18 protein-coding genes are annotated in these 20,933 nt (G+C 55.5%); 5 read left to right on the top strand and 13 right to left on the bottom strand.

What is annotated here, in order from left to right:
• Nucleotides 1–31: 31 nt before the first annotated feature.
• From PHF39_RS03205 to PHF39_RS03240, 8 genes are all read right to left on the bottom strand, one after another.
• Nucleotides 32–1,354, bottom strand: coding sequence for a hybrid sensor histidine kinase/response regulator (locus PHF39_RS03205; RefSeq protein WP_300220119.1), 1,323 nt, complete (start codon nucleotides 1,352–1,354; stop codon nucleotides 32–34).
• 18 nt (nucleotides 1,355–1,372) lie between these two features.
• Entirely contained in the window at nucleotides 1,373–3,745 is a 2,373-nt protein-coding gene (locus PHF39_RS03210) for a response regulator (protein WP_300220121.1), read from the bottom strand.
• Between the two features lie 12 nt (nucleotides 3,746–3,757).
• The gene (locus PHF39_RS03215) at nucleotides 3,758–6,145 is read right to left on the bottom strand and encodes a Cache 3/Cache 2 fusion domain-containing protein (protein ID WP_300220123.1); all 2,388 of its coding nucleotides are present in this window, start codon (nucleotides 6,143–6,145) and stop codon (nucleotides 3,758–3,760) included.
• A gap of 139 nt (nucleotides 6,146–6,284) precedes the next feature.
• Nucleotides 6,285–7,328, bottom strand: a complete 1,044-nt coding sequence (locus PHF39_RS03220) for a chemotaxis protein CheW (RefSeq protein WP_300220268.1) — start codon at nucleotides 7,326–7,328, stop codon at nucleotides 6,285–6,287.
• A gap of 62 nt (nucleotides 7,329–7,390) precedes the next feature.
• On the bottom strand, nucleotides 7,391–8,005 hold the full coding sequence (locus PHF39_RS03225; protein ID WP_300220125.1) for an archaellin/type IV pilin N-terminal domain-containing protein: 615 nt from the start codon (nucleotides 8,003–8,005) through the stop codon (nucleotides 7,391–7,393).
• A 413-nt stretch (nucleotides 8,006–8,418) separates the two neighbouring features.
• Nucleotides 8,419–8,664, bottom strand: a complete 246-nt coding sequence (locus tag PHF39_RS03230) for a hypothetical protein (protein ID WP_300220127.1) — start codon at nucleotides 8,662–8,664, stop codon at nucleotides 8,419–8,421.
• A gap of 14 nt (nucleotides 8,665–8,678) precedes the next feature.
• Nucleotides 8,679–9,620, bottom strand: coding sequence for a hydantoinase/oxoprolinase family protein (locus PHF39_RS03235; protein ID WP_300220129.1), 942 nt, complete (start codon nucleotides 9,618–9,620; stop codon nucleotides 8,679–8,681).
• Nucleotides 9,617–10,504 carry an ATP-grasp domain-containing protein gene (locus PHF39_RS03240; RefSeq protein WP_300220131.1) on the bottom strand — a complete coding sequence of 296 codons (888 nt, stop codon included), beginning with the start codon at nucleotides 10,502–10,504 and terminating at the stop codon, nucleotides 9,617–9,619. Before PHF39_RS03240 ends, PHF39_RS03235 begins: the two co-directional genes overlap by 4 nt.
• 83 nt (nucleotides 10,505–10,587) lie before the next feature.
• Between PHF39_RS03240 and surE the strand changes: the two genes are divergently transcribed.
• Together surE and rpiA are read left to right on the top strand one after the other, a co-directional pair.
• Nucleotides 10,588–11,370, top strand: a complete 783-nt coding sequence (gene surE, locus PHF39_RS03245; protein ID WP_300220270.1) for a 5'/3'-nucleotidase SurE — start codon at nucleotides 10,588–10,590, stop codon at nucleotides 11,368–11,370.
• A 75-nt stretch (nucleotides 11,371–11,445) separates the two neighbouring features.
• A complete protein-coding gene (gene rpiA / locus PHF39_RS03250) occupies nucleotides 11,446–12,159 on the top strand; it encodes a ribose-5-phosphate isomerase RpiA (protein ID WP_300220133.1) in 714 nt (237 codons plus the stop codon).
• On the opposite strand, the gene PHF39_RS03255 is transcribed toward rpiA, so the two are convergent.
• The 3 genes from PHF39_RS03255 to acs all read right to left on the bottom strand — a co-directional run bounded on the left by PHF39_RS03255 (nucleotide 12,139) and on the right by acs (nucleotide 15,234).
• Complete coding sequence (locus tag PHF39_RS03255; RefSeq protein ID WP_300220135.1) at nucleotides 12,139–12,513, bottom strand: ArsR family transcriptional regulator; 375 nt, start codon at nucleotides 12,511–12,513, stop codon at nucleotides 12,139–12,141. The two genes, rpiA and PHF39_RS03255, sit on opposite strands and share 21 nt — an antisense overlap.
• 212 nt (nucleotides 12,514–12,725) lie before the next feature.
• Complete coding sequence (locus PHF39_RS03260; RefSeq protein WP_300220137.1) at nucleotides 12,726–13,286, bottom strand: TATA-box-binding protein; 561 nt, start codon at nucleotides 13,284–13,286, stop codon at nucleotides 12,726–12,728.
• A gap of 55 nt (nucleotides 13,287–13,341) precedes the next feature.
• On the bottom strand, nucleotides 13,342–15,234 hold the full coding sequence (gene acs, locus PHF39_RS03265) for an acetate--CoA ligase (RefSeq protein ID WP_300220139.1): 1,893 nt from the start codon (nucleotides 15,232–15,234) through the stop codon (nucleotides 13,342–13,344).
• Nucleotides 15,235–15,640: 406 nt separating this feature from the next.
• On the opposite strand from acs, the gene PHF39_RS03270 reads away from it, so the two are divergent.
• On the top strand, nucleotides 15,641–17,707 hold the full coding sequence (locus PHF39_RS03270; protein WP_300220141.1) for an acetate--CoA ligase family protein: 2,067 nt from the start codon (nucleotides 15,641–15,643) through the stop codon (nucleotides 17,705–17,707).
• Between the two features lie 259 nt (nucleotides 17,708–17,966).
• Nucleotides 17,967–18,095 (top strand): hypothetical protein, encoded by a 129-nt coding sequence (locus PHF39_RS03275; protein WP_300220143.1) that lies wholly within the window; start codon nucleotides 17,967–17,969, stop codon nucleotides 18,093–18,095.
• Nucleotides 18,096–18,501: 406 nt separating this feature from the next.
• On the opposite strand, the gene PHF39_RS03280 is transcribed toward PHF39_RS03275, so the two are convergent.
• Both PHF39_RS03280 and PHF39_RS03285 read right to left on the bottom strand, forming a co-directional pair.
• A complete protein-coding gene (locus PHF39_RS03280) occupies nucleotides 18,502–18,771 on the bottom strand; it encodes a hypothetical protein (RefSeq protein ID WP_300220145.1) in 270 nt (89 codons plus the stop codon).
• 109 nt (nucleotides 18,772–18,880) lie between these two features.
• A complete protein-coding gene (locus tag PHF39_RS03285) occupies nucleotides 18,881–19,441 on the bottom strand; it encodes a flavin reductase family protein (RefSeq protein WP_300220147.1) in 561 nt (186 codons plus the stop codon).
• 432 nt (nucleotides 19,442–19,873) lie between these two features.
• On the opposite strand from PHF39_RS03285, the gene PHF39_RS03290 reads away from it, so the two are divergent.
• Nucleotides 19,874–20,860 (top strand): MoxR family ATPase, encoded by a 987-nt coding sequence (locus tag PHF39_RS03290; RefSeq protein ID WP_300220149.1) that lies wholly within the window; start codon nucleotides 19,874–19,876, stop codon nucleotides 20,858–20,860.
• The last annotated feature ends 73 nt before the right edge of the window (nucleotides 20,861–20,933 follow it).

A 20,933-nucleotide genomic window follows, 5' to 3' on the forward strand; every position in this document is an offset into this window, starting at 1 on the left:
TTTCTTGCGGATGCAGCCCCCGTGGGAGGGATTACGCGGATGCGGGATCATGGTTGCGGATGGCTTGTTCCGGGCAGCGGATCTCGAAGCGGGCCCCGGAGCCGCTGGTCCCGGTCTCGTGCAGGGTGATCCCGGTGATGGCCAGGATCTCCCGGGCCAGAAAGAGACCAAGACCCATGGTCATACCGTGTTCGTAGGTGAATATCGACTCCTTTCTCCCGTCAGGGATCCCGATGCCATCGTCCTCGCAGACTATTGTTGACCCGGCAGGGGTGTTTTCCAGGCTGACACGGAGCATCGTCACATTCTCACCATATTTCACCGAATTCTCCATCAGGTTGGAGAATACCTTGCCGATGAGTGGATCGGCATAAATCTTGGTTCCGGCGGGAATTTCGTTTCTGACCTTCAGGTTACCGGGGACTTTCTCTTCGGCTGCGGCATCGACAAGGGAACGGACATCCTGCCACTGGGGTGACTTGACCCCGACTTTCTGGTAGTCCCCGGTGAATTTTATGGAGTTGAGGGTACGGGTCCCGATCTGGGCTGCGGCGGAGACATATTCCCATGCCTTTGGTGCGTCGGTATCTTTCAGCCTGAGTGCATATTCGAGGGATTCGTTCTGGGTTGTGAGCTGGTTTACCACGTCATGCCGGGTGATGCTTGCCATCAGGTTCAGTTTCTTGTTGGCCTCATCGAGCGCTTTTTCCACCCTCCTCCGCTCGCTGTTCTCCGATTCAAGCCGGGCATTTGACTGCCTCATGTCATCGACGGCACCATGGAGTTGTTCGTTCATGGCATTGAGCTGCTCCCGTGCCTCCTCGAGTTCGGTGTTCCTTCGGACCGCGACTTCGTACGTTGAGAGCAGGATCCGGATGATCCGGAGCCTGCTTGCCGTGATCCGGTGGGTCTTTCCTGCAAGGGAGATGTCGAGGGGGGACGGGACTCCTTCCGGATCCGGCTGGTCGATCGCTTCAAGGATGCCGGTAATTCGGGCCCGGATATAGTCCGGGTCATAGGGTTTGACAATGAAATCATCAGCCCCACATTCGAGGCCGCGGATCACGTCAGCAGGATCGAAGAGCTGGGAGACAAGGATGACCGGGATATCGCGGGTCTTGTCATCCTGCCTGATTCTTGTGCAGAGTTCATACCCGTCCATCTCGGGCATAACGATATCCGAGAGGATCATGGTGGGGAGGAAGCTTGTGACACTCTCAAGTGCGTCCCTGCCATTCTCGGCCAGCAGGACGCGATAGCCCTCAGTTTCAAGGATGTGGCGGAGGTATTCCGCCTGGGTGCGGCTGTCTTCCACGATCAGGATCTTTACGATTTTTTTGGCAATCTGTTCCATGATTCAGCGTCCTGCTCCTCAACGACCCTGCGGCCTTTTTGTCCTGATCAGGTTCCTGACAACGGCAAGCAGGGCGCTTCTCTCAAAACTGCTTTTGACAATATATGCATCCGCTCCGACAGCCATCCCGTGGTTCTGGTCTTCTGCCGAGTCCAGCGAGGTTACGAGAACGACCGGAAGGGAGTGGAGTTTTGGATCGCTCCGTATCTTCTCGGTAAGTACAAATCCGTTCATGCGGGGCATGTCAACATCCGATACGACAATATCGACCTGATGCTCTTTAAGAATTGCGAAAGCCACCATTCCGTCAGTGGCTGTCATCACCCGGTACCCCTCGCGCTCCAGGAGCATCTGGAGGAACGCCCGCGAGGTCACGGAGTCTTCGACAACAAGGACAACTGGTGCGGGAGCGCCTTTTTGCACCGGCGCTGCCCCGCGGGTGCTGATCCTGAGCGATTCCTGGATCAGTTCAGGAGGATCGAGCACAAGCGCAAGCGTCCCGTCGCCAAGGATCGCCGCTCCGGCAATCCGGCGTATCCTCCTGAGCTGGCTCCCGAGCGGCCGGACAACAATCTCCTGGACATGCACGATCTCGTCCACCTGGCACGCGACCTGGCCGGCACCGTATGCGATAACGATAAGGGAGACCGGGGCATCTTTCCCATGTGGCAGGCTGGATGGCGGTACATCAAGGATATCGGATAGTTTGACAATGCCGATAGTCTGGTCGTCAACCCTGATGTACTGGCGTCTGCCCCGGGTGAAGATGGTATCGGGCTTTATCCGTAAGACCTGCCGAACCTGCTGCATGGGGATGACATAGACCTGGCTTCCGGACCGGACCACAACGCCGCGGAAGGTCACAAGGCGGACCGGGACACGCAGGGTGGTGGTTGTACCCTTCCCGTGCTCGGACGCGATGGTTACATACCCGCCAAGACGGGTGATGGTATCTTCCACAATGGCAAGACCAAGACCCCTTCCGGAGACTTCCGTAATAATGGGGCTGGTCGAGAAGCCGGACCGGAAGATCAGCCAGATCGCTTCGGCATCGGTAAGCCGTGCATCTTCCTGTTCCGTGATAAGACCGATCCTGACTGCTGCTTTTCTGATCTCGCTCCCGTCGATACCCTTTCCGTCATCGGATACCTCGATGTCAACTTTCCCCCCGGAGACAAGTACAACGCGGATACGGACCGTTCCCCGTATGGATTTATTGTGCGGGGCCCGTAAATCCGGGTATTCGATCCCGTGGTCGATACTGTTGTAGATCAGGTGCATCAGGGGATCCTTGAGGCTGTCAAGGATACGACGGTCTACCTCAATCTCCCCGCCTTCGATCACCAGCTCAACCTGCTTTCCGGTAGTGCGGGAATACTCCCTCACTAGGCCATGGAACGGAGCAAGAACGCTTGAAACCGGCAGGAGGACGGCATCATGGATGAGTTCGGAGATCTCCGATGTGCTGGCTTCGAGTGCAGCCCGATCCCGGTCTGTTGCGCGAATAAATTCCGCAAGATCATGCTGGAGGTAGGTGACGAACTCGCGGTCATAGTCCAAAAACTCCACCAGCCGCTGGAGCGGCAGGACGAGATCTGCCGGAAGGTCCGCCTTTCCGGACCCATATGATCGCTCGCGGATACGATGGATATCCGAGGATATGGCGGCCTGGTTCCATCGCCAGATGGTGAAGCGTGCCAGCCATTCCTCGAGTTCCCGCATGCGGTGCGTTATAAAAAGGCGCGTTGTGAGAAGATCGTCAGAACCCGCGATGAGCCGGTCAAGTTTGTGTGCTGCAATGCGCACCGTTGCACCGTCCCTCTCTGGTCTGCCTGTGGTCGAGAGGAGCGCAGGAGGTTTCCGGATATCACCACGATCCCTCTCCAGTAAGGAGGATTTTGCTCCCGGCTTACCCTCAGGGGATTTTGCAGTGATAATCTCCTGAGGTTTTCCCCGTTCCTGTTTCCCATGAGTCCCGGAACTATCAGGAGATGATTCTTTCCGGGAAAGGGACCTGAGTGAAGAAACAATATCCGTTACCGGGGTAACGGGTTGCCCACCTCCATCCAGGAGGCACTGGATCACCCTCACTGCCTGGTGGAAGATATCGAAATCATCTGCATCAGGGACATAGGTCCCTTTTTTCATGCGGGAGAAGATGTTCTCCAGGTTCTGGCAGACGGATTCGATCTCCTTCTGCCCCACAGCCCGTGCCGCACCCTTGAGGCTGTGGGTTGTCCGGTAAATCCGCTCGACCGTTGCACTATCCGGTACGGGGAGTGTTTTCTCCAGCTCGAGGAGTATTGCGACGATGACGTCCAGGTGTTCCCGTGCTTCCTCGCGGAACGTGGCAAGGAGTTTTTTCGTGAATTCAGCATCCGTTCCTTTCATGGAAGGTGCACTTCAGACATGGTACTGGACGGTGAGTTTCTTTAACCGGAGACCCAGCTCGTGGAGGTCTTCTGCCGTTTTCTCTGCTTTCCGGGTGATCTCGAGGTTCTTCTGGGCTGCGTCCCGGATCTTCTCCATGGCAAGGGATATCTGATCCATGCCGGTTGCCTGTTCATGGATGGATGAGGCGATATCAATGGCCTGCCGTGACGATTCGGCGGTCGATCGCGTGAGGACCTCGATTGCCTCCCGGGCATCGCTTGTGAGCCGGACTGCATCGGCTACGGATTTTGTGCCCCGTTCGGTTGATATCACCGTCGACGAAACGCCCCGCTGGATATCTGTTAAGATGGTACGGATATTTGATGTCGCCTGCTTCGATTGCTCTGCAAGATTATGGATTTCGTGGGCAACCACGGCAAAACCTTTCCCGAGTTCTCCGGCCTTGGCCGCTTCAATCGATGCGTTGACGGCAAGCAGGTTGGACTGCTCCGAGATGTCCGTCACGGTTGCGATGATCTCACCGATTGCCTGGCTCTGCTCGGAGAGCTTGATGACGTTCATTCCAACCATATCCATCTGGCGCTGGATCTGGTTCATACCGTCAAGAATCTCCTGTACCGATTTCTGGCCGTCACCGGAAACCTTCAGGGCGTTCATTGCCTTCTCGGAGACCTCCTTTGTCTTCTGGTTCATCAGGTCGGTCTTGGTCCGCACGCTCTCGACCGTATCGGAGGTCTCGTTCACCGTAGATGCAGTCTGTGAACTGGTCGAGGAGAGCTGGGTCGTCACGGTCAGCAGTTCACTCGAAGCCGAGGAGAGAACGGAGATACCCTCGTACAGCTCTTCGTTGATCAGTTTCATGAGCCGCTGGAGTTCAATACCGATGGTATTGAGGGCATCGCGGTATGCAACGAATTCACCGGCAACCGGGATCTTCTCATCAAACCGGGCCGTGAAGTCACCGGATGCATAGAAGCGGGCAAGGCGCATGGCTTCGTTGACCGGCTCCGTGATCGTCTCAAGCGTCTTGTTGAAACCGGCAATGATCATCCGGTACCCCCCGCGGAATGCCTTCTCGTCACCGCGGACAGAGAGGTCGCCCGCCCGGGCTGCATCGGTCAGCTTGATCGTCTCCTTGTGCAGGTGGTCCAGGGAATCGACCATCATCCTGAGGGCCGGCCGGATCTCATCGCGGTCATCCACCGGTTCAGAGAACTGTTCGATATATTCCCCGTTTGCGATTTTCTTGATGTCGCCGACAACGTTTGTCTGGAGATCATCGGCAAACTCATCCATGGTTGCAGACATCATGCCGATCTCGTCCTTGCGTCTCAGGTTCAGCCGGGCCGAGAGGTGGCCGTTCCTGAGCTCCCGGATCATCAGGACAACCTGCTGGAGGGGTTCGGAGATGGATTTCCCAAAGAGGACCGCGACAGCCGCACCGCTGCCCATGGATGCGAGGACCAGGGCGAAGATGGTGTTCCGGATGGTGTCGATCGGGCCGCTGAAGTCAGCAAGTTCCGCCCGGGAGACAATGTACCAGTCCAGGGGTTCATAATACGTGTAAGCATCGATGACCTGCGTCCCGTCCACATCGTGAGGAATAGCCCCTTCTTTTTTTACCAGCATCTCCTGGACATACGCCCTGTCCGCCCAGTTCTGGGCTTCGGCATTCGGGTGAACGAGAACGGTTCCGGTACTGTCGATCACGTACATGTATCCGTGCTCCCCGACAACCGTGTCACGGATACTTTTCTTGACCACATCAAGTGTCTGACCGGCTTCGGTTCCTACGAAAAGGACACCGATGATCTTTCCACCCGGGTCCTTGATCGGCTCATATGCAGTAACGTAGTCCTTGCCAAACAGGTCCCTCCTGCCATAGTAGGTCTCGCCCTTTTCTACCGCAACCTCATAGACATTATCAGTCAGGTGAGTCCCTACGGCACGCTGGCCATTGTAGTCCAGCACATTGGTCGAGATGCGCGCTGCATAACTGTTATTATACACCTGGAAGACAGTCGCGGCACCGCCCACCATCGACTGGACCTTGTCAACGATCTCGAAGTTGTCATTCACGACATATTGCGTGCCGTCATTGCTGACAAGCGTCATCTGGTCGTTGATGATCTGCGGGGTGCCTTTCGCGTAAAAATTCTGCTTTGCAACATTCAGGTCGCTGTTGACCTTGTTGCGCGTGAGCTTGTACACATCGTTAGTCCAGCCTTTCATGTCCTGGACCTGTGTCTCCAGGAGCGACTGCGTCTGTTCGCTGATGACACTGCTCGATGTCGTGTAGGCAACAACACCCAGGAGCAGCGTCGGTATGATGGCGAGGAACAGGCAGATGACCAGGATCTTTGTCCCGACTTTCATGTTTGAGAAGAATTCAAGCATAAATTTGTCTCCGGAACGTTCCAGGAATTCCCTGATTGTATATCCTGACCGCATGTTGCATAAACGTAGTGATTCTCACTTACCTGATGTGACCGGATAATCCAGCGATTAGCCGCAGCGGTCTTTTAAGGAAATGATGTCATGCTTCGTCTATGATCATTGACGGATCGGAAAAGAGCGCGCGGGTGTCAATAACAACAAGGGGACCCTCGGTCACTCCCTTTACATACCTGTCCGCAGAGATGGGGACGTCGGGATGTTCCGTTGAGATGTGGTCCAGTTCGATGGTGCCGATACCGGTGATGTGGTCTGCCAGGATCCCGAACGTCAGCGTCCTGTCGGTCAGGACGATCACGCGGTTCAGGTCGGTGAGCCCTGTCTCTGGAATGGCAAGCAGGACGCGGAGGTCGACAAGGGAGATGATCTCGCCCCGCACAACGCAGATGCCGGAGATGAAAGCCGGTGTTCCGGGGACCATCGTGATCTCTCCTGTCAGGATAACCTCCCGGATATTCTGCATCTCAATTGCATACTCGCGGTACGCGAGACGGAACTTGAGGACTTCAACGGTGTTCGTTTCGGTCAAAGGTTCTTCCGGGCGGGCTATCTTTGCTGCACGTTCGGCCAGCACCGCATTGATGCGCTCACCCTCTTCATCAGGTCCTGCCAGGGTCTTCCTGCCGTTGCCCTGTCCGGTTATGTCGCGGGACGGGACCTGATTGTCATCGGCGCTGTCGGCCACAATCCCCCCGGATGCGATCAGCCCGGGAAGATCATAAATGACCAGGAGCCCTTCAGCGGTTTTTAAAACACCGGAACCTTCAGGAAACGCCTGCCTTGGCATCCCCTTTGCGTCCCGGGGAAGCGGGATCTCGTGGACGCCGGATGTTGTATCGACCCAGAGTGCCAGATCCTGGCTTCCTGCCCGGGCAATGATGAGCATATCCGTCAGCCCGGGACCCGCATCATTCAGCCCGAACAGGCTCCTCATTGAGACTACGGGGAGAGTCCTTCCATGGAGATTGAAGGTTCCCGCATTCCAGGGCGGGCTGTTCGCCTTTCTCTTCTTCGGCCTGACCATCCGGATGACCCGGACGATCTCCTCCAGGGGGATAGCACCGCTGACAGGTCCGACAGAAAACAGGAGGAGCTGGGCCATGGTCATCACGCAATGATCCAGCATTGGCACTGCTGGCTAAAAAGAATGATGGATTATCCGCGTCAGGGAGAGGGTGTAATAAGAGATTAGTAGAGGGGTTGTATCCGTGAGAGTGCTCCGGGAATCCTCTTTGAGAAGGATGAGACAGCCCCCACGGCAGGCTGCAGGTTGAAGGTAATCCTCTGGTTGATGCGGGCTGTCGAGGGCATCCCGATGGTGAGGATCCAGATCTCGTTTGGTTCGATCAGGTTATTGGTTGTTCCCACGTCATTGATTTTCTGGGAAACACACCACTGGATATCGTTGTCTGTTGCAGCATTGGTTTCCAGGATGGTGCCGCAGCCGGAGGGAGTCAGGTTGATACTTGCATTCCGACCGCTCCCGGTGTCAGAGTAGGAGATGACCATCTGGTTGAGGTCCATCGGTGTTCCCCCGGCCATGAGCATGATGCTTGCGTTGATGTAGGTGAGGCGCTCGGGCCTTTCTCCCAGTGCAACTCCCATGACATTACCGCTAATGTCTACGCTTGAGCTGGCCTGGGCGACACCGGTATGTACCGTTGCCTGTGCGGTCTGGGTTGTATAGAAACCTGCCCCGAGAACAACATAGGAGAAGACGGCCGCAACGACGACGAAGGCAATGAGGACAATTGCAGCCTCAAGGCCGGTAAATGCATTTTCAAGGTACCGGGGCAGTTTCATCAATTCACCTTAATTCCCCGCGTTTGTTGATGGGGTGTGGTAGGCACCGTCAACTTTGATATGATTATATATAATACTCATCATCCGATCTCTGCTTTTTTCCGGTGGTGCATTGTGGTGCAGTTATTCGAAAAAACCGCGTAAAAACGGGCTAATGAAAAAATGAATTTATCGCAAAAAGATAATGCGAACGTAATGAAACGTGCACCACTTCGTATCAGGATGCCCCGCGCATACTGAAAACTATTGCCCATATGAATGCAATGCATTGACGAAAAGATCCGATAAAAAAATTGAAAGAGTATCCGGGGCTGATGGGGCGCCTGGATCTTGTTTAATCCAGCGGTGATAGTGAAACAACAACTGCCCTGGTGGTCATCCTGTCTCCCACCATGCAGCACGGGAAGCTGCTTTCAACTGCTCCTTTTACCCTGTTCCCCTGTTTCAAGGGGAGTGGCATCATACGGGCAGTATCGTTCATTACCGGAAGTCTCCCAGCCACAGGCAGGACAGCGCCGGATGGATTTTTTCCTGCCAAGGAACGGGAGAAGCGGGACAAAGAGGAAGAGGAAGAAGAAAGGAAGTCCCCAGTACCACATCAGGAACGTGACTGCAAGCGATCCGATCAGGAGAATGAGACTTGCCTTCCATGCATTCATGCTCTGCCGGCCTCTCAATTACTTGGTGTTTTGTCCCTGAGTGCTCTCTCCCGTACCGCGAATGCCGGCAGTGCATCAGCCACTGCCCCCAGTTCGCGGTTCAGGTCCCGTCCCCCAAGTTCCCGGGAAAAGAGCTTTGCGCCGATACCGGCAACGAGAATCACCTGTGAACCATGGCTTCCTGCACAGGCCCGGACAGCATCGCAGACAGCCGTTTTCTGCCGCTCATGTGCCTGACGCGCAATCTCCAGTGCGCCCTCATCACCAATCTCGTCAAGATCTGCGCAGACTGCGCGTGCCAGTCTCCTGAGACAAGCGGTCCGGGTTTTCTCCTTATGGTCTGGTGTGTCACAGGTATATTCATCAGGAGTAATATGCCCCAGCACGAGATGGGCATCGGCGCTTGATGCAAAATACTCTGAACTGATCGGCGTATGAATCCCTTTGAGGTCCACGGATTGCAGGATGGCTGCAATGTTGGTTCGCAGCATTCCGGTATAGAGCAGGAAACCCTTCTGGAGCCGGTTCAGGTCAGTGAGCCCGAGCAGCCCTTCGAAGTCCCCGAGCGGGATGATGTCCGCTGTTGTGCTGCCGATGTCCAGAAGAATCGCACCAGGATACCGTTCCCTGAGATAATCAGCCGATGCAAGCCAGTTCGCCGCCGCAAGCTGCGGGACCGGCCCTTCGTGGAATCTTGCATCTGTACCATAGAACCGGGCGCCCGGGAATGCTTTCTGCACTTCTCCGGCAATAAAGGAGATACCCTGCAGTTTATTCTCAAAGCAGTCTGCAAGCTCCCCGCTCATAACAACTGCCGCACTGTTTTCCCCGTGCTTCACGTAGGTTTTGAGCGTTTCAGCTATCGGCGCTTTTTCCCAGAGAGGACAGTAATGAATGTGGACGCCAGACGCATCCACCACCTTCAGGTTGGCCCCGCCAACATCGATGCCAATCATAGCCTGGTAACCTTCCCGTTGCAGTCGAACCTGGCCCGGCCGCCGAAATGCACTGCATCGGGGCCGTTTCCTTTCGATGCAGACACGAGGATTTCGGCAATTTCCTCTTTCATGCAGGCCGCAATCCCGACAATGCTCGTCGTGATCCGTGGATTGACATCAACGACCCATACCTTGTCCGCAACAATAACGTCAACGCCGCAGTATCCCTGGCAGCCGAGAACAGTCGCCGCCTTTACCGCGGTGTCAATGATCTCCTTTTCCCGGTCGGGGTGGACCGGTGTCTCCCCGCCAAGGTACTGGAATGTGCCGTCGGGACCGACTGTGATCTCCTGCCGGTTGACGGCAAGGACGACCGGCGGTTTTCCCGAATAGTATGCGCAGGCATCGCCAATCACCCGGTTGATGACCATGCTGACCGAATAGTTTTCCCCCAGGATAAACTCCTGCGAAAACTCCCCTTCCCCAGGAGATCCCGTTGAAAGCCTGACTCCCTGCGAACCGCACCCTTTGATGGGTTTGATCACGTGTTTTCCGGAACCCGGAACCGCAGGAACCGGCACGCCATTCTCTGCAAGGATCTTCCCGGTCGATTCTTTATTTGCGCAGAGCGCTGCGGCCATGAACCCGCACCCGAGGTTATGGATTGCCTGCTCCAGCAGGAACGTGTATTTCGAGAGCAGGTGATCGGGAGCAATGACAAGGCCCATGTCACAGGTTGGAGCAAGGCACGCAATCTCATCCGCGAAGGCACCCGGGCCGGGAAGGACAACCTCATGCCCGCAGCGCTCAAAACTCGACTTCAGTACCGCGACCATTGCTGCACCTTCGTTGGCGAGAGCAGGTTCGTGGGCAATTGTATATTCGGCAAGGAGGACCTTCATCCCTCAATTCTTTGCGCTGCAATGAAATTACCCTATCCAATCGGTGAGGTATTTCTGCTTTGCCGGAAAAGTGAATGAATGCGATGAAACCCTCGATCCTGCTGACCAATGATGACGGCGTGAGCTCAATCGGGCTCTGGGCCGCCTACGAAGCTCTCCGACCCATTGCGGATGTCACCGTGGTGGCACCCGCCACCCAGCAGAGTGCTGTCGGCAGGTCGATCTCGATTTTCGAGCCGCTGCGGGCAACGCAGGTCGTGATCAATGGTGAATCAGCGTGGGCTGTTGCCGGGAAACCCACGGATGCCGTGATCATCGGTCTGTACTCGCTGAAACTGAACCCTACCATCGTTGTCAGCGGGATCAACATCGGGGAGAATCTCTCGACAGAATCTATCATGACCTCCGGCACGGTCGGTGCTGCACTTGAAGCATCCAACCAGGGGACCAAGGGGATTGCATTCTCTCTCCAGGTGGAGGACCAGGGTGATAAGTTCGATGACCCCCGCACTCATGGCCAGAGTTTTGCTGAGGCTAAAAAGGTTGTGCGCGATGTTGTCTCCCGCGTGCTCGCATCCGGGTTCCCTCCCGGTGCCGATGTCATCAACGTGAACATCCCGTCAAAGGTGACGGGGGAGTACGAGGTGACGCACCTTGCCGGTAAGCTCTTCCATACCGGAGTTGAGAAACGTCTCGACCCGCGGGGAAGGCCGTACTTCTGGATCAACGGACCGCTGGTGGAGGATGCAGGGGAGGGGACCGATGTCCACGCGGTCCGGAAGGGGAATGTATCGATAACTCCCATCACCCTTGACTGCACGGCCTACGGAACGCAGGACGCGATCCGGAAGATCTTCTCTCCATAACCTCCGTTTTTTTGGGGCCTGCATGCCGCAGAATCACCAGTTTTAATTATTCTCGAACCGATACGTTTCACTGACATGGACGAAAAGGCGCGCGCTCTCATGGCGGCAAAGTCCGCTGCGGGGTTCCAGGCAGCGGATATGGTGGAAGACGGCATGGTCATCGGTCTCGGGACCGGATCTACCGTGTATTACATGATCGAACGGCTCTCTGCGCGCGTCCGCGAGGGCCTGCACGTGACCGGCGTCCCGACATCGTTCCAGACTGCCATGAGGGCGCGTGAATATGCTATCCCTCTCACGACACTTGACGACCACCCGATCATTGATATGGCCATTGATGGAGCGGACGAGGTTGACCCGCACCTTAATCTCATCAAGGGCCGGGGGGCTGCCATGACGCGGGAGAAATGCGTTGCAGCAGCAGCATTCCAGTTCATCGTTGTCGTGGACGAGGCAAAGGTCGTTTCCCGCTTCGCCGCCCCGGTTCCCGTGGAAATCCTGCCGTTTGCGGTAACTCCGGTCGTGGCCCAGCTCCGCGGGCTCGGGTGCCGCCCGGTGATCCGCGAGGGAGTGAAAAAGGACGGCCCGGTCATCACGGACAACGGAAACTTTATCGTTGACTGTACGTTTCCGTCCATAGCCGATCCAGCAGGGCTCGAAAAGGCGATGGCAGAGATCCCCGGCGTAGTCGAGAGCGGCCTTTTCTGCGGTTACGCAAATAAGATCACCGTGATCGTGGGAAATGAAAAAGGGATTAAAAAGATAACTTCAGCGGATATAGTGCCGTAATTTCTGGACAAGTGCCAGCTGGTTGTTGGCTTCCTTCTTCTTCTCTTTCTCGATGCTGTCCATGATCTCCTGAATGGGTTTTGACAGCTCGTAGATCTTTACCGGGCGGCCTTTGCTCTCGGCCTTGCTCTCGCGGCTGGTGATCCAGTCCTGCTCCATCAGGTAGCGCATCGCAATGCTGACCTCGGGCTGCCGCAGGTCGGTCCCGCGCTCGATAGCCCGGGAGGTTGCTTCAGGAGTGTTGGCAAGGAATACAAGGACCTTGGCAACATTTCTCTTCGTTCCAATCTCGATGAGGAGATTTGCAAACTCCTCCTCCTTCTCGGTAAAGTACATAACGCTCTCAGTTCTCATGCATCACATCCATCAGATTTTCATCTTACATATTACAATTATCTAAATTAGGATATATAGGCTCTGTTATTGGCAGGCAACCAGTGCCAACTTTTTATATTATGAGAAACCGGCAGTTCAGGTTTTTCAGCCTCGCTGATCCCCGATACCTGCACAGTGACAGGTGAAGAAATAACCATAAATCATTACCTTTTAGAGAAAAGTAAAAAGAATTACAGGAGCCCGAGGCTTCGTAAGTCCGAGAGGATCTTGACAACCGCCTTCTTGGCATCTTCCGGTTCCTTGCCCCCGGTGATAATAAGTTTGCCGGACCCGAAGAGGAGGACGACGACTTTCGGGTTGTCGAGACGGTACACGAGCCCGGGGAACTGCTCGGGCTCGTATTCGATGCGGTCGAGGTTGAAACCCACCGCGATCTTGTTGAGGTTGATGGCCGTGGCAAGGTCGGCGGATGTTACGATATTCTGGATCTTATACTCCAGCTTCTTGGGGATATCGATATCGAGTTTGCGCAGGAGGTTCCCGAGAATATTGAGCCCTTTACTCAGGCTGTCGATGCTCTTTGCTCCGGTAAGCACAACCTTGCCGGACCCGAAGACCAGTGCAGCTATCTTCGGGTCCTGCATCCGGAGAACTACGCCCGGGAACCGCTTCTTGTTGTATTCGGCATCCTTGATTTTGGAAGCAAGAGCGGGGAGATCAAGATAGTCCGTCACCTTTGCTGAGGCAACGATGTTCTCGATCTTGAGGGAGTCTTCTGGCCGTACCTTCATATTTATAAATGCCACAAAACAGTATTTAAAAAATTGGGTTCATATCCCGGGAAAATTATTCATCAAGAGTGGATATGTCGCCAGGGTCCATGCCCATCTCTTTTGCCTTGAGGACGCGGCGCATGATCTTGCCGCTCCGGGTCTTGGGAAGCGAGGTGACGAAATCGATCTCGGATGGCATGGCAATGGGGCCGAGCGTGATCCGGACATGGTACAGGAGTTCATTCTTCAACCGGTCGCTTGCCGTATGGCCCTGGCGAAGGATGACAAACGCCTTGATGATATTGCCCTTGACCGGGTCCGGCTTACCGATAACCGCGGATTCGGCAACGGCCTGGTGGGAGACCAGCGCGCTCTCGACTTCGGCGGTACCGATATTATGGCCGGCAACAACGATAAGGTCGTCAGACCGCCCGAGCACCATGATATACCCGTCCTTGTTCTTCACAGCAAGGTCGCCAACCGCGTAGTATCCGGGGATTGTGTGCCAGTACTTGAGATACCGCTCCTCATCATTGTAGACCGAACGCATCATCGAGGGCCACGGCTCTTTTATTGCAAGGAACCCACCGGTACCCGGGGGCACCGGCTTTCCGTCCTTATCCACGACATCTGCCACAACACCGGGAATTGGCTTGCCGGCAAACCCGGGCATCATTGGTTCGCCCACCGTTGTCGTGACCATCTGCATCCCCGTCTCGGTCTGCCACCAGGTGTCGATGAGGGGACACTTGCCCTTGCCGACAACCCGGTAGAACCACTCGAATGCCTCAGGATTGAGCGGCTCGCCAACCGAAGCAAGGATACGGAGTGAGCTGAGGTTGGACTTGTCCGGCCATTCCTCGCCCAGTTTCATGAACATCCGGATAGCCGTCGGTGCCGTGTAGAAGATCGTGACCCCGAACTCTTCGATCATGCGCCAGTACACGCCGGGGTCCGGGAAATCCGGGGGACTCTCAGTGACAACCAGGGTTGCCCCGAGCGAGAGCGGACCGTAGACAACATAGGAATGCCCCGTGATCCAGCCCGGGTCGGCAGTACACCAGTACACGTCGTTGTCTTTGATATCGAGGACATTCTTACTGGTGTAATGTGCGCCGACCATGTATCCCCCGCAGGTGTGGACAATCCCTTTTGGCGCCCCGGTGGATCCGCTCGTGTACAGGATGAAGAGCGGGTCTTCTGCGTCCATGATCTCGGGCTCGCACTCCGGGCGGACATCCTTGATCATATCATAGAAATCGATCTCCATCTCGCTGTGGATCTCCACAGGCTGGTGGAGCTCGCGACGGAGGACCACGACATACTCGACGGTGGGGGCATTGATGATCGCTTCTTCAATGATGTGCTTCAAGGGGATGGTCTTGCCCCGGCGGAAGGTTGAGTCCGCGGTGATGACGACCTTTGCACCGCAGCCGGTGATCCGGCTGTTGAGTGCGGCTGCCCCGAAACCGCCGAAGACTACACTGTGGACCGCACCGATGCGTGCGCAGGCGAGCATCGAGATGATCTGCTCCGGCACCATGGGCATGTAGATGCAGACGCGGTCGCCTTTCTTCACGCCGAGTTTTTTTAAGCCGTTTGCGACCTTCAGCATCTCACGGAAGAGCTGGCGGTAGGTATAGATCCGCTCGGTATCGTCTTCGCCCCGCCAGATGAGCGCCACCTTGTTCTTGCGGGAGCTCATGACGTGGCGGTCAAGGCAGTTGTAGGTGATATTGGTCTTCCCGCCGACGAACCAGCGGGCGAAGGGGTAGTTCCACTCCTTCACTTTCTTATACGGCGTGAACCAGTGGAGTTCCTTTGCGGCCTTGTCCCAGAATGCGTCAGGGTCCTTGAGGAACTCATTGTACGCTTTTGTGTAGTCACCTATCCAGCTGTTCTGCTTGCAGGAGTGATCGGGCGTGTACGTCTTCTCGCTCAGTATGACATCGAATTGTTCTGCCATGAAAAACCCCGATTTTACACTATTAATAATGAGTGATACAAAATAAAGGCTGTCGTTTTCGTTTGCAGAAAAAAGGCTCGGATTGGCGTTTAATGCTTATTATAATCCCCATTTCTATTTAATGCGGTGCTTCTCCAATATTTTCTGAATCCGGGCTCAATTCATCGTTTTTCCGGAACATTTTTGCGCGCGGCATATCTCCCGCTGCCAACCGCGGCATATCCGGGCCTGTTTCTCCCGTAGTTTCCCATACCTTTAAAACAGGCCTGTTCCGATTTCTATCCGTTACTGTGAACGACGGTACTGCAATGGGCACCGATTCAGGGATCCTCCTCATTCACCCGCCCGGGCAGGCGGTTCCGGTTATAGTAGATCCAGTACAGTGGAAAAGTTTGTGGTGATGTTTATGGAAAGGACCATGTTATCGGAATCCGAGGGTTATGATCTCCTCAAGGGATACGGAGTACCGGTACCCCAGTACCGGATTGTGATGACCCCCCACGATGCCGCGGATGCTGCCGAGACCATCGGCTTCCCGGTCGTGATGAAGATCATCTCCCCGCAGATCATTCACAAGAGCGATGCGGGCGGCGTTGTTGTTGGTGTCGGCAGCCGCGAGGCTGCTGTATCCGCATTCGAGAAGATCATTGCCGGTGCGAAAAAGTACAACAACGATGCCGAGATCAAGGGTGTCATTGTCGAGCAGCAGGCCGAACCCGGCCTCGAACTCATAATAGGTGGGAAGACTGATCCGGCCTTTGGCAAGGTCCTCACATTCGGCATGGGCGGTACGCTCGTCGAACTGATGAAGGACATCACCCTCCGCATTCTTCCGCTCGATGAGGAGACCGTCCGCCAGATGGTAAAGGAGATCAACGGTTACCCCCTCATCGCAGGTTACCGGGGCATGAAGCCCAGGGACGAGGAAGCGCTCGTCTCCACCCTGATGTCGGTCAACCGTTTCTTCCTCGAGAGCGAGAATGTTGTCGAGTTCGACATCAACCCGCTCCGCCTCTATGAGCAGGGCGCACTGGCCGTTGATGCCCGTGTTATTGTCACCGATGCACCCGTACGGGAAGAGGCCCGCCCCGAGCGGCCACCAGTGCCCATGGAATTCTTCAACCCCCGCTCGATCGCGGTTGTCGGTGCATCCCAGGATACATCCAAGATGGGCTATGCCGTCATGCATAACCTCCTTCACTTTCCCGGGCAGCTCTACCCGGTCAACAACAAGCGCTCCGAGATCCAGGGGCTCAAGGCATACCCGAACATCACCGCAATTCCCGCGCCAATCGATCTTGCAGTAATCACGGTCCCGGCGATCCATGTCCCCCGTGTCATCGAGGAGTGCGGGGCCAAGGGCGTCCCGATGGCTGTCATCATCACCGCCGGGTTCAAAGAGATGGGCGAGCACGGGAAAGCGCTTGAAGACCGTATCGTCTCCATTGCCCGGAACCACGGCACCCGGCTCATCGGCCCGAACTGTCTGGGCATGATCATCCCCCCGCGGGGCATCGACACCACGTACGTTCACCAGTCCCCGCGGCCCGGCAACATCGCCTTCATCTCGCAGAGCGGCGCGATCATCAATACTGTTGTCGACTGGAGCCTGTCTAAGAACATCGGTTTCTCCGCGGTCATCAGCGTCGGCAACCAGGCAGACCTCGACTTCCTCGATTATATCCGGTTTGTCGGCAAGGACGATAAGACCCGGGCCATCATCCTCTACATCGAACAGATCACTGACGGCAAGGCCTTCATGGAAGTCGCTGCCGATGTTGCAAAGTGCAAGCCCATCATCGCCATCAAGTCCGGTTCGTCCAACCGGGGACAGGCCGCGGCATCGTCGCACACCGGCTCGCTCTCCGGCTCCTATGATGTGTACATGGAAGCGTTCCGGAAGTCCGGTATCATCGCTGTCCATACTCTGACCGGTGCGTTCCTCGCCGCCCAGATGCTCGCCCACCGCAAGCGCTACCCCAAAGGCAAGCGTGCGGTCGTTGTCACAAACGCCGGCGGTTTTGCTGTCCTGTCATCGGATTACGCGGAACGCTACGGTGTCGAGATGATTGACCTCCCGCAGGAAGTCATTGACGAGATGAACGAGTTCCTCCCCGAGTTCTGGAACAAGGGCAACCCGATCGACCTTTTAGGCGATGCAAACGAGAAGCGCTTTGAGAAGACGTTCACTGTTCTCGCAAAGCACGCCGACCTCTGGGACATCGCGTTCATCGTCGGCTTCCCGAACCTTGTCCTGAACTCTGAGCAGATGGCCCGCCAGATCCTCAAGTTCTCGGCAGCAACCGAGAACCGGCTCGTGGCAACGCTCCTTGGTGGCGCATCGATGGACGTGGGCCGCGAGATGTTAAAGGAGCACGACATCCCCAGTTTCGAGGAGCTGGACTATACCTACCGCGTCATGGGACGCGTGCTCTGGCAGAAGTTCCGCGTCAAGGCGCCGGGACTCTTGTAAATACTTTTTTTTGTGCTCTTGAGAAATTATTCAGTTATTGCTGACGTTCTCGGTGCTTTGCTCGAACAATTAAAAAGAAAATACGTCTGTAAAAATCTTTTTCACAATGCACTCAGTGGAATAACGAGTGTGACCTCCTCTCTCATCGAAGAACGCCGATGCGTTCAGGAGAAGGTCAACGACCTTCTCCTGCCGCAGGTCTGACGACCTGTGGCATTCTACAACCTCCCTACAGTCGGTCCCCAGTGGGGGAGTCCGAATGGTTCATCAGGACCATGAGGAAGGAGAAGAACCCGAAGGATTCTTCGAGGGCGAGAAGATGCCGCGCATCTTCTCGTCTCGCAGTCCGATGACTGCGAAGACAGCCCAAGGCCGCAAGCCCCCTTGACCCCCCCGTTTCATTTTTTTTAGCTCGCATATGGTAAAGTTCCACGGGGCGAGGGTCGACAGACCCCGAGCGCCCGTGGCTCCATCCCAAACTAACACAATCCCACATAGGTTTTCAACAGAACCGAGAAATCTTATCGAATGTATCTCGCTATGACAAATTTTTTTCCACCAGAGATGCATCATCAGATGTAATGACAACGTATTACCCCTCTAAAATGAGGAAATATCTGGCATAGGGATGAACGGTAATTGAGGCCGCCGCGAAGCGTTCTTCGATTTCGGCTACAGTCATCCCTTCGGGGTATGGAGCATCAGCCTCTATCTTTGTGATTGAGGCTTTCAATAAACTAAAAATGAAGATATTCGAAGAAGCCCTATTTTAGATGAATATTAAAATTGTTTTCTCACCACCGGAACTTCCTTCGCCTCTTTTCTTTCTCCTCAAACGAAACGATGAAGTAACTGTGGATCTTCCTCTCGTCATCCAGCAGGATCTCAAGGTAGAGTTCCATCATACGGTGCTCGAACGCGGCCGCGATCTGGTCGGCGCCGAGCTCGACAAAACCCAGCGCATGCAGCTCCTTCTCCACTTTGCTCACCGGGTATCTCCGATTGGTTGAGACGAGTCGTTCGACATGCCGTTTCATCCGCAGCTGCCATCCTGCATTGACCATGCCAGTATGCCTCGATCCGGTAATAGATGCTGGTTCCTGATTAAGATATGGAAGCGGGCATAGGCATATGCCGTAGCCTGTTAAAAAAAGAAAAAGATTGTTGTTCTGGTTATTTCTTCTGGAATTTCTTCCCGGCCGAGAATGCCTTATCGAGCTGGGGCCCGACCCCGAAATACGTAGACTGTGCATAAACGATCGGATCTATTTTCGTCAGGTCCGGTTTTTGGTCCGTGACGCAGGACTTGTTCGCGTGGATCTCCACGATCTCACCGATATAGAGCAGGTGGCTCCCGCAGTCAACTGATTTGAACAGTTTGCATTCGATATTGACCGGGCACTCTTTTGCCATCGGGGCGGTCTGTGTCTTTCCGTAAAACGAAGTGTAGACCTTCGACTTGTCCTCTTTTTCCCCGGAAACAATGCCGCAGTAGTCTGCTGCCACAACGTCCTTTGCCGCGGGCACGTTCAGGCTGAAGGTCTTGTTCTCCTCGATCCCCTTTGCCGTGTGCCGGACATGGTTGATCGCAACGCAGACCATTGGCGGCGCCATGCAGGCAACCGTTGCCCATGCAGCGGTCATGTAGTTGGGCTTTCCGTTGACGTTTGCACCCACGAGAAGGGTGGGCATGACACTCATATACGGCATCGGGCCGAGCGTGACTTTCTCCATGGTAAATCCCGGATGTGGTTGGCAGGACTAAGGAATAAGCATATCCCTTTCCCTTCATTATGTCGGGTGCTGGAAAAAATGTAAAGTATATTTTCCAAAAAGAAATCTGTTTTATACTGATTGACATAACTCTGTTTCAGACCCCTGACACTACAGGGACATAAGAAAATGCGTGGTGCGATGATCGGATCTCCGGCGGGACCCGCCATGCGGGACCTGTCCGGCCTCCCGGTTATTCCAGAAACCATTTAACTGACTGTATAAAAACATCATGATACGGGATCTCCGCGACGTGTGTAACGTGCACGAAGGGCAAAACTCGCGGAGGGGGCTCAGGCAGGGACTGCCCGGAATACACAGAGCCCCGCTCCCGTTCATGTGGCATGAACGGGTAAAAAGACCGGCCCGGTAAAACCAGACAAACGTGATACCATGAATGCAGAGATTGCCCAGTTGACAAATGATGCAAAGGCTCATGCCGCTACGCTGGATGCGATCAGGAACGAGATGAAGACCGTCATTGTCGGGCAGAACGCGGTCATCGACCGGCTGCTGATGGCGGTCTGCGCTGACGGCCATGTCCTTCTCGAAGGCGTACCGGGCATAGCCAAGACCCTGACCATCCGCACCCTCTCGCAATGCGTTGACTGCAGCTTCACGCGGCTCCAGTTCACCCCCGACCTCCTCCCCGCCGACATCATGGGGACGAAGATCTTTAACCAGAAGGACGGGAGTTTCTCGACCGTAAAAGGTCCCGTCTTCTCCCACTTTATCCTGGCCGACGAGATCAACCGTGCACCGCCCAAGGTCCAGTCGGCGCTCCTTGAGGCCATGCAGGAGAAGCAGGTCACCATCCAGGGCGACACGCACGTGCTTGCTCGTCCCTTCTTTGTGCTCGCCACCCAGAACCCGATCGAGTCCGAGGGGACGTATCCTCTTCCCGAGGCGCAGGTCGACCGGTTCATGTTCAAGGTCCTGATGACCTATCCGGAGATGAGCGACGAGGTGACGATCCTTGACCGGTTCACTGAAGGGATCGCCCTTGACCCAAAGAAGGTGATCTCGTCAGAGGAGATCCTGAAGATCCAGGCTTTCACCCGGAAGGTATACGCTGATGCCGCCATCAAGCGATACGTCAGCGCGATCGTTGACGCCACCCGGAAACCCGCGGATTACCATCTTGACGAAGCACGCTACATCGCGCTCGGCGCGTCCCCGCGGGCATCGATCTTCCTGATCCTGGGCGGCAAGGCCCATGCCCTGCTCGCGGGCCGGGGATATGTCATCCCCGAGGACATCAAGGCCGTTGCCCACGACGTGCTCCGGCACCGGATCATCCTCAACTACGAAGGCGAGGCCGATGGGATCACCACCGACGCGATCATCGACCGCATCCTTTCCGTGGTGAAGGTCCCATGACAGCAACCGTCATTTCCATAACCGCAGGCAGCACGCCACGTCCACAAATCCATGTCCTTTTTAGAGGGGATGG

Origin of the sequence: Methanoregula sp., assembly GCF_028712425.1 — an archaeon.
Taxonomy (GTDB): Archaea; Halobacteriota; Methanomicrobia; order Methanomicrobiales; family Methanospirillaceae; genus Methanoregula.

What these genes read in the sequence shown, in the direction of transcription:
- PHF39_RS03285 (WP_300220147.1), bottom strand. Translation starts at nt 19,441, where the DNA reads ATGGAGAAAGTCACGCTCGGCCCGATGCCGTATATGAGTGTCATGCCC.
- acs (WP_300220139.1), bottom strand. Translation starts at nt 15,234, where the DNA reads ATGGCAGAACAATTCGATGTCATACTGAGCGAGAAGACGTACACGCCC.
- PHF39_RS03235 (WP_300220129.1), bottom strand. Translation starts at nt 9,620, where the DNA reads ATGATTGGCATCGATGTTGGCGGGGCCAACCTGAAGGTGGTGGATGCG.
- PHF39_RS03270 (WP_300220141.1), top strand. Translation starts at nt 15,641, where the DNA reads ATGGAAAGGACCATGTTATCGGAATCCGAGGGTTATGATCTCCTCAAG.
- PHF39_RS03275 (WP_300220143.1), top strand. Translation starts at nt 17,967, where the DNA reads ATGGTTCATCAGGACCATGAGGAAGGAGAAGAACCCGAAGGATTCTTC.
- PHF39_RS03230 (WP_300220127.1), bottom strand. Translation starts at nt 8,664, where the DNA reads ATGAATGCATGGAAGGCAAGTCTCATTCTCCTGATCGGATCGCTTGCA.
- PHF39_RS03290 (WP_300220149.1), top strand. Translation starts at nt 19,874, where the DNA reads ATGAATGCAGAGATTGCCCAGTTGACAAATGATGCAAAGGCTCATGCC.
- PHF39_RS03255 (WP_300220135.1), bottom strand. Translation starts at nt 12,513, where the DNA reads ATGAGAACTGAGAGCGTTATGTACTTTACCGAGAAGGAGGAGGAGTTT.
- PHF39_RS03280 (WP_300220145.1), bottom strand. Translation starts at nt 18,771, where the DNA reads ATGGTCAATGCAGGATGGCAGCTGCGGATGAAACGGCATGTCGAACGA.
- PHF39_RS03260 (WP_300220137.1), bottom strand. Translation starts at nt 13,286, where the DNA reads ATGAAGGTACGGCCAGAAGACTCCCTCAAGATCGAGAACATCGTTGCC.
- PHF39_RS03220 (WP_300220268.1), bottom strand. Translation starts at nt 7,328, where the DNA reads ATGCTGGATCATTGCGTGATGACCATGGCCCAGCTCCTCCTGTTTTCT.
- PHF39_RS03205 (WP_300220119.1), bottom strand. Translation starts at nt 1,354, where the DNA reads ATGGAACAGATTGCCAAAAAAATCGTAAAGATCCTGATCGTGGAAGAC.
- PHF39_RS03225 (WP_300220125.1), bottom strand. Translation starts at nt 8,005, where the DNA reads ATGAAACTGCCCCGGTACCTTGAAAATGCATTTACCGGCCTTGAGGCT.
- PHF39_RS03210 (WP_300220121.1), bottom strand. Translation starts at nt 3,745, where the DNA reads ATGAAAGGAACGGATGCTGAATTCACGAAAAAACTCCTTGCCACGTTC.
- PHF39_RS03240 (WP_300220131.1), bottom strand. Translation starts at nt 10,504, where the DNA reads ATGAAGGTCCTCCTTGCCGAATATACAATTGCCCACGAACCTGCTCTC.
- surE (WP_300220270.1), top strand. Translation starts at nt 10,588, where the DNA reads ATGAAACCCTCGATCCTGCTGACCAATGATGACGGCGTGAGCTCAATC.
- rpiA (WP_300220133.1), top strand. Translation starts at nt 11,446, where the DNA reads ATGGACGAAAAGGCGCGCGCTCTCATGGCGGCAAAGTCCGCTGCGGGG.
- PHF39_RS03215 (WP_300220123.1), bottom strand. Translation starts at nt 6,145, where the DNA reads ATGCTTGAATTCTTCTCAAACATGAAAGTCGGGACAAAGATCCTGGTC.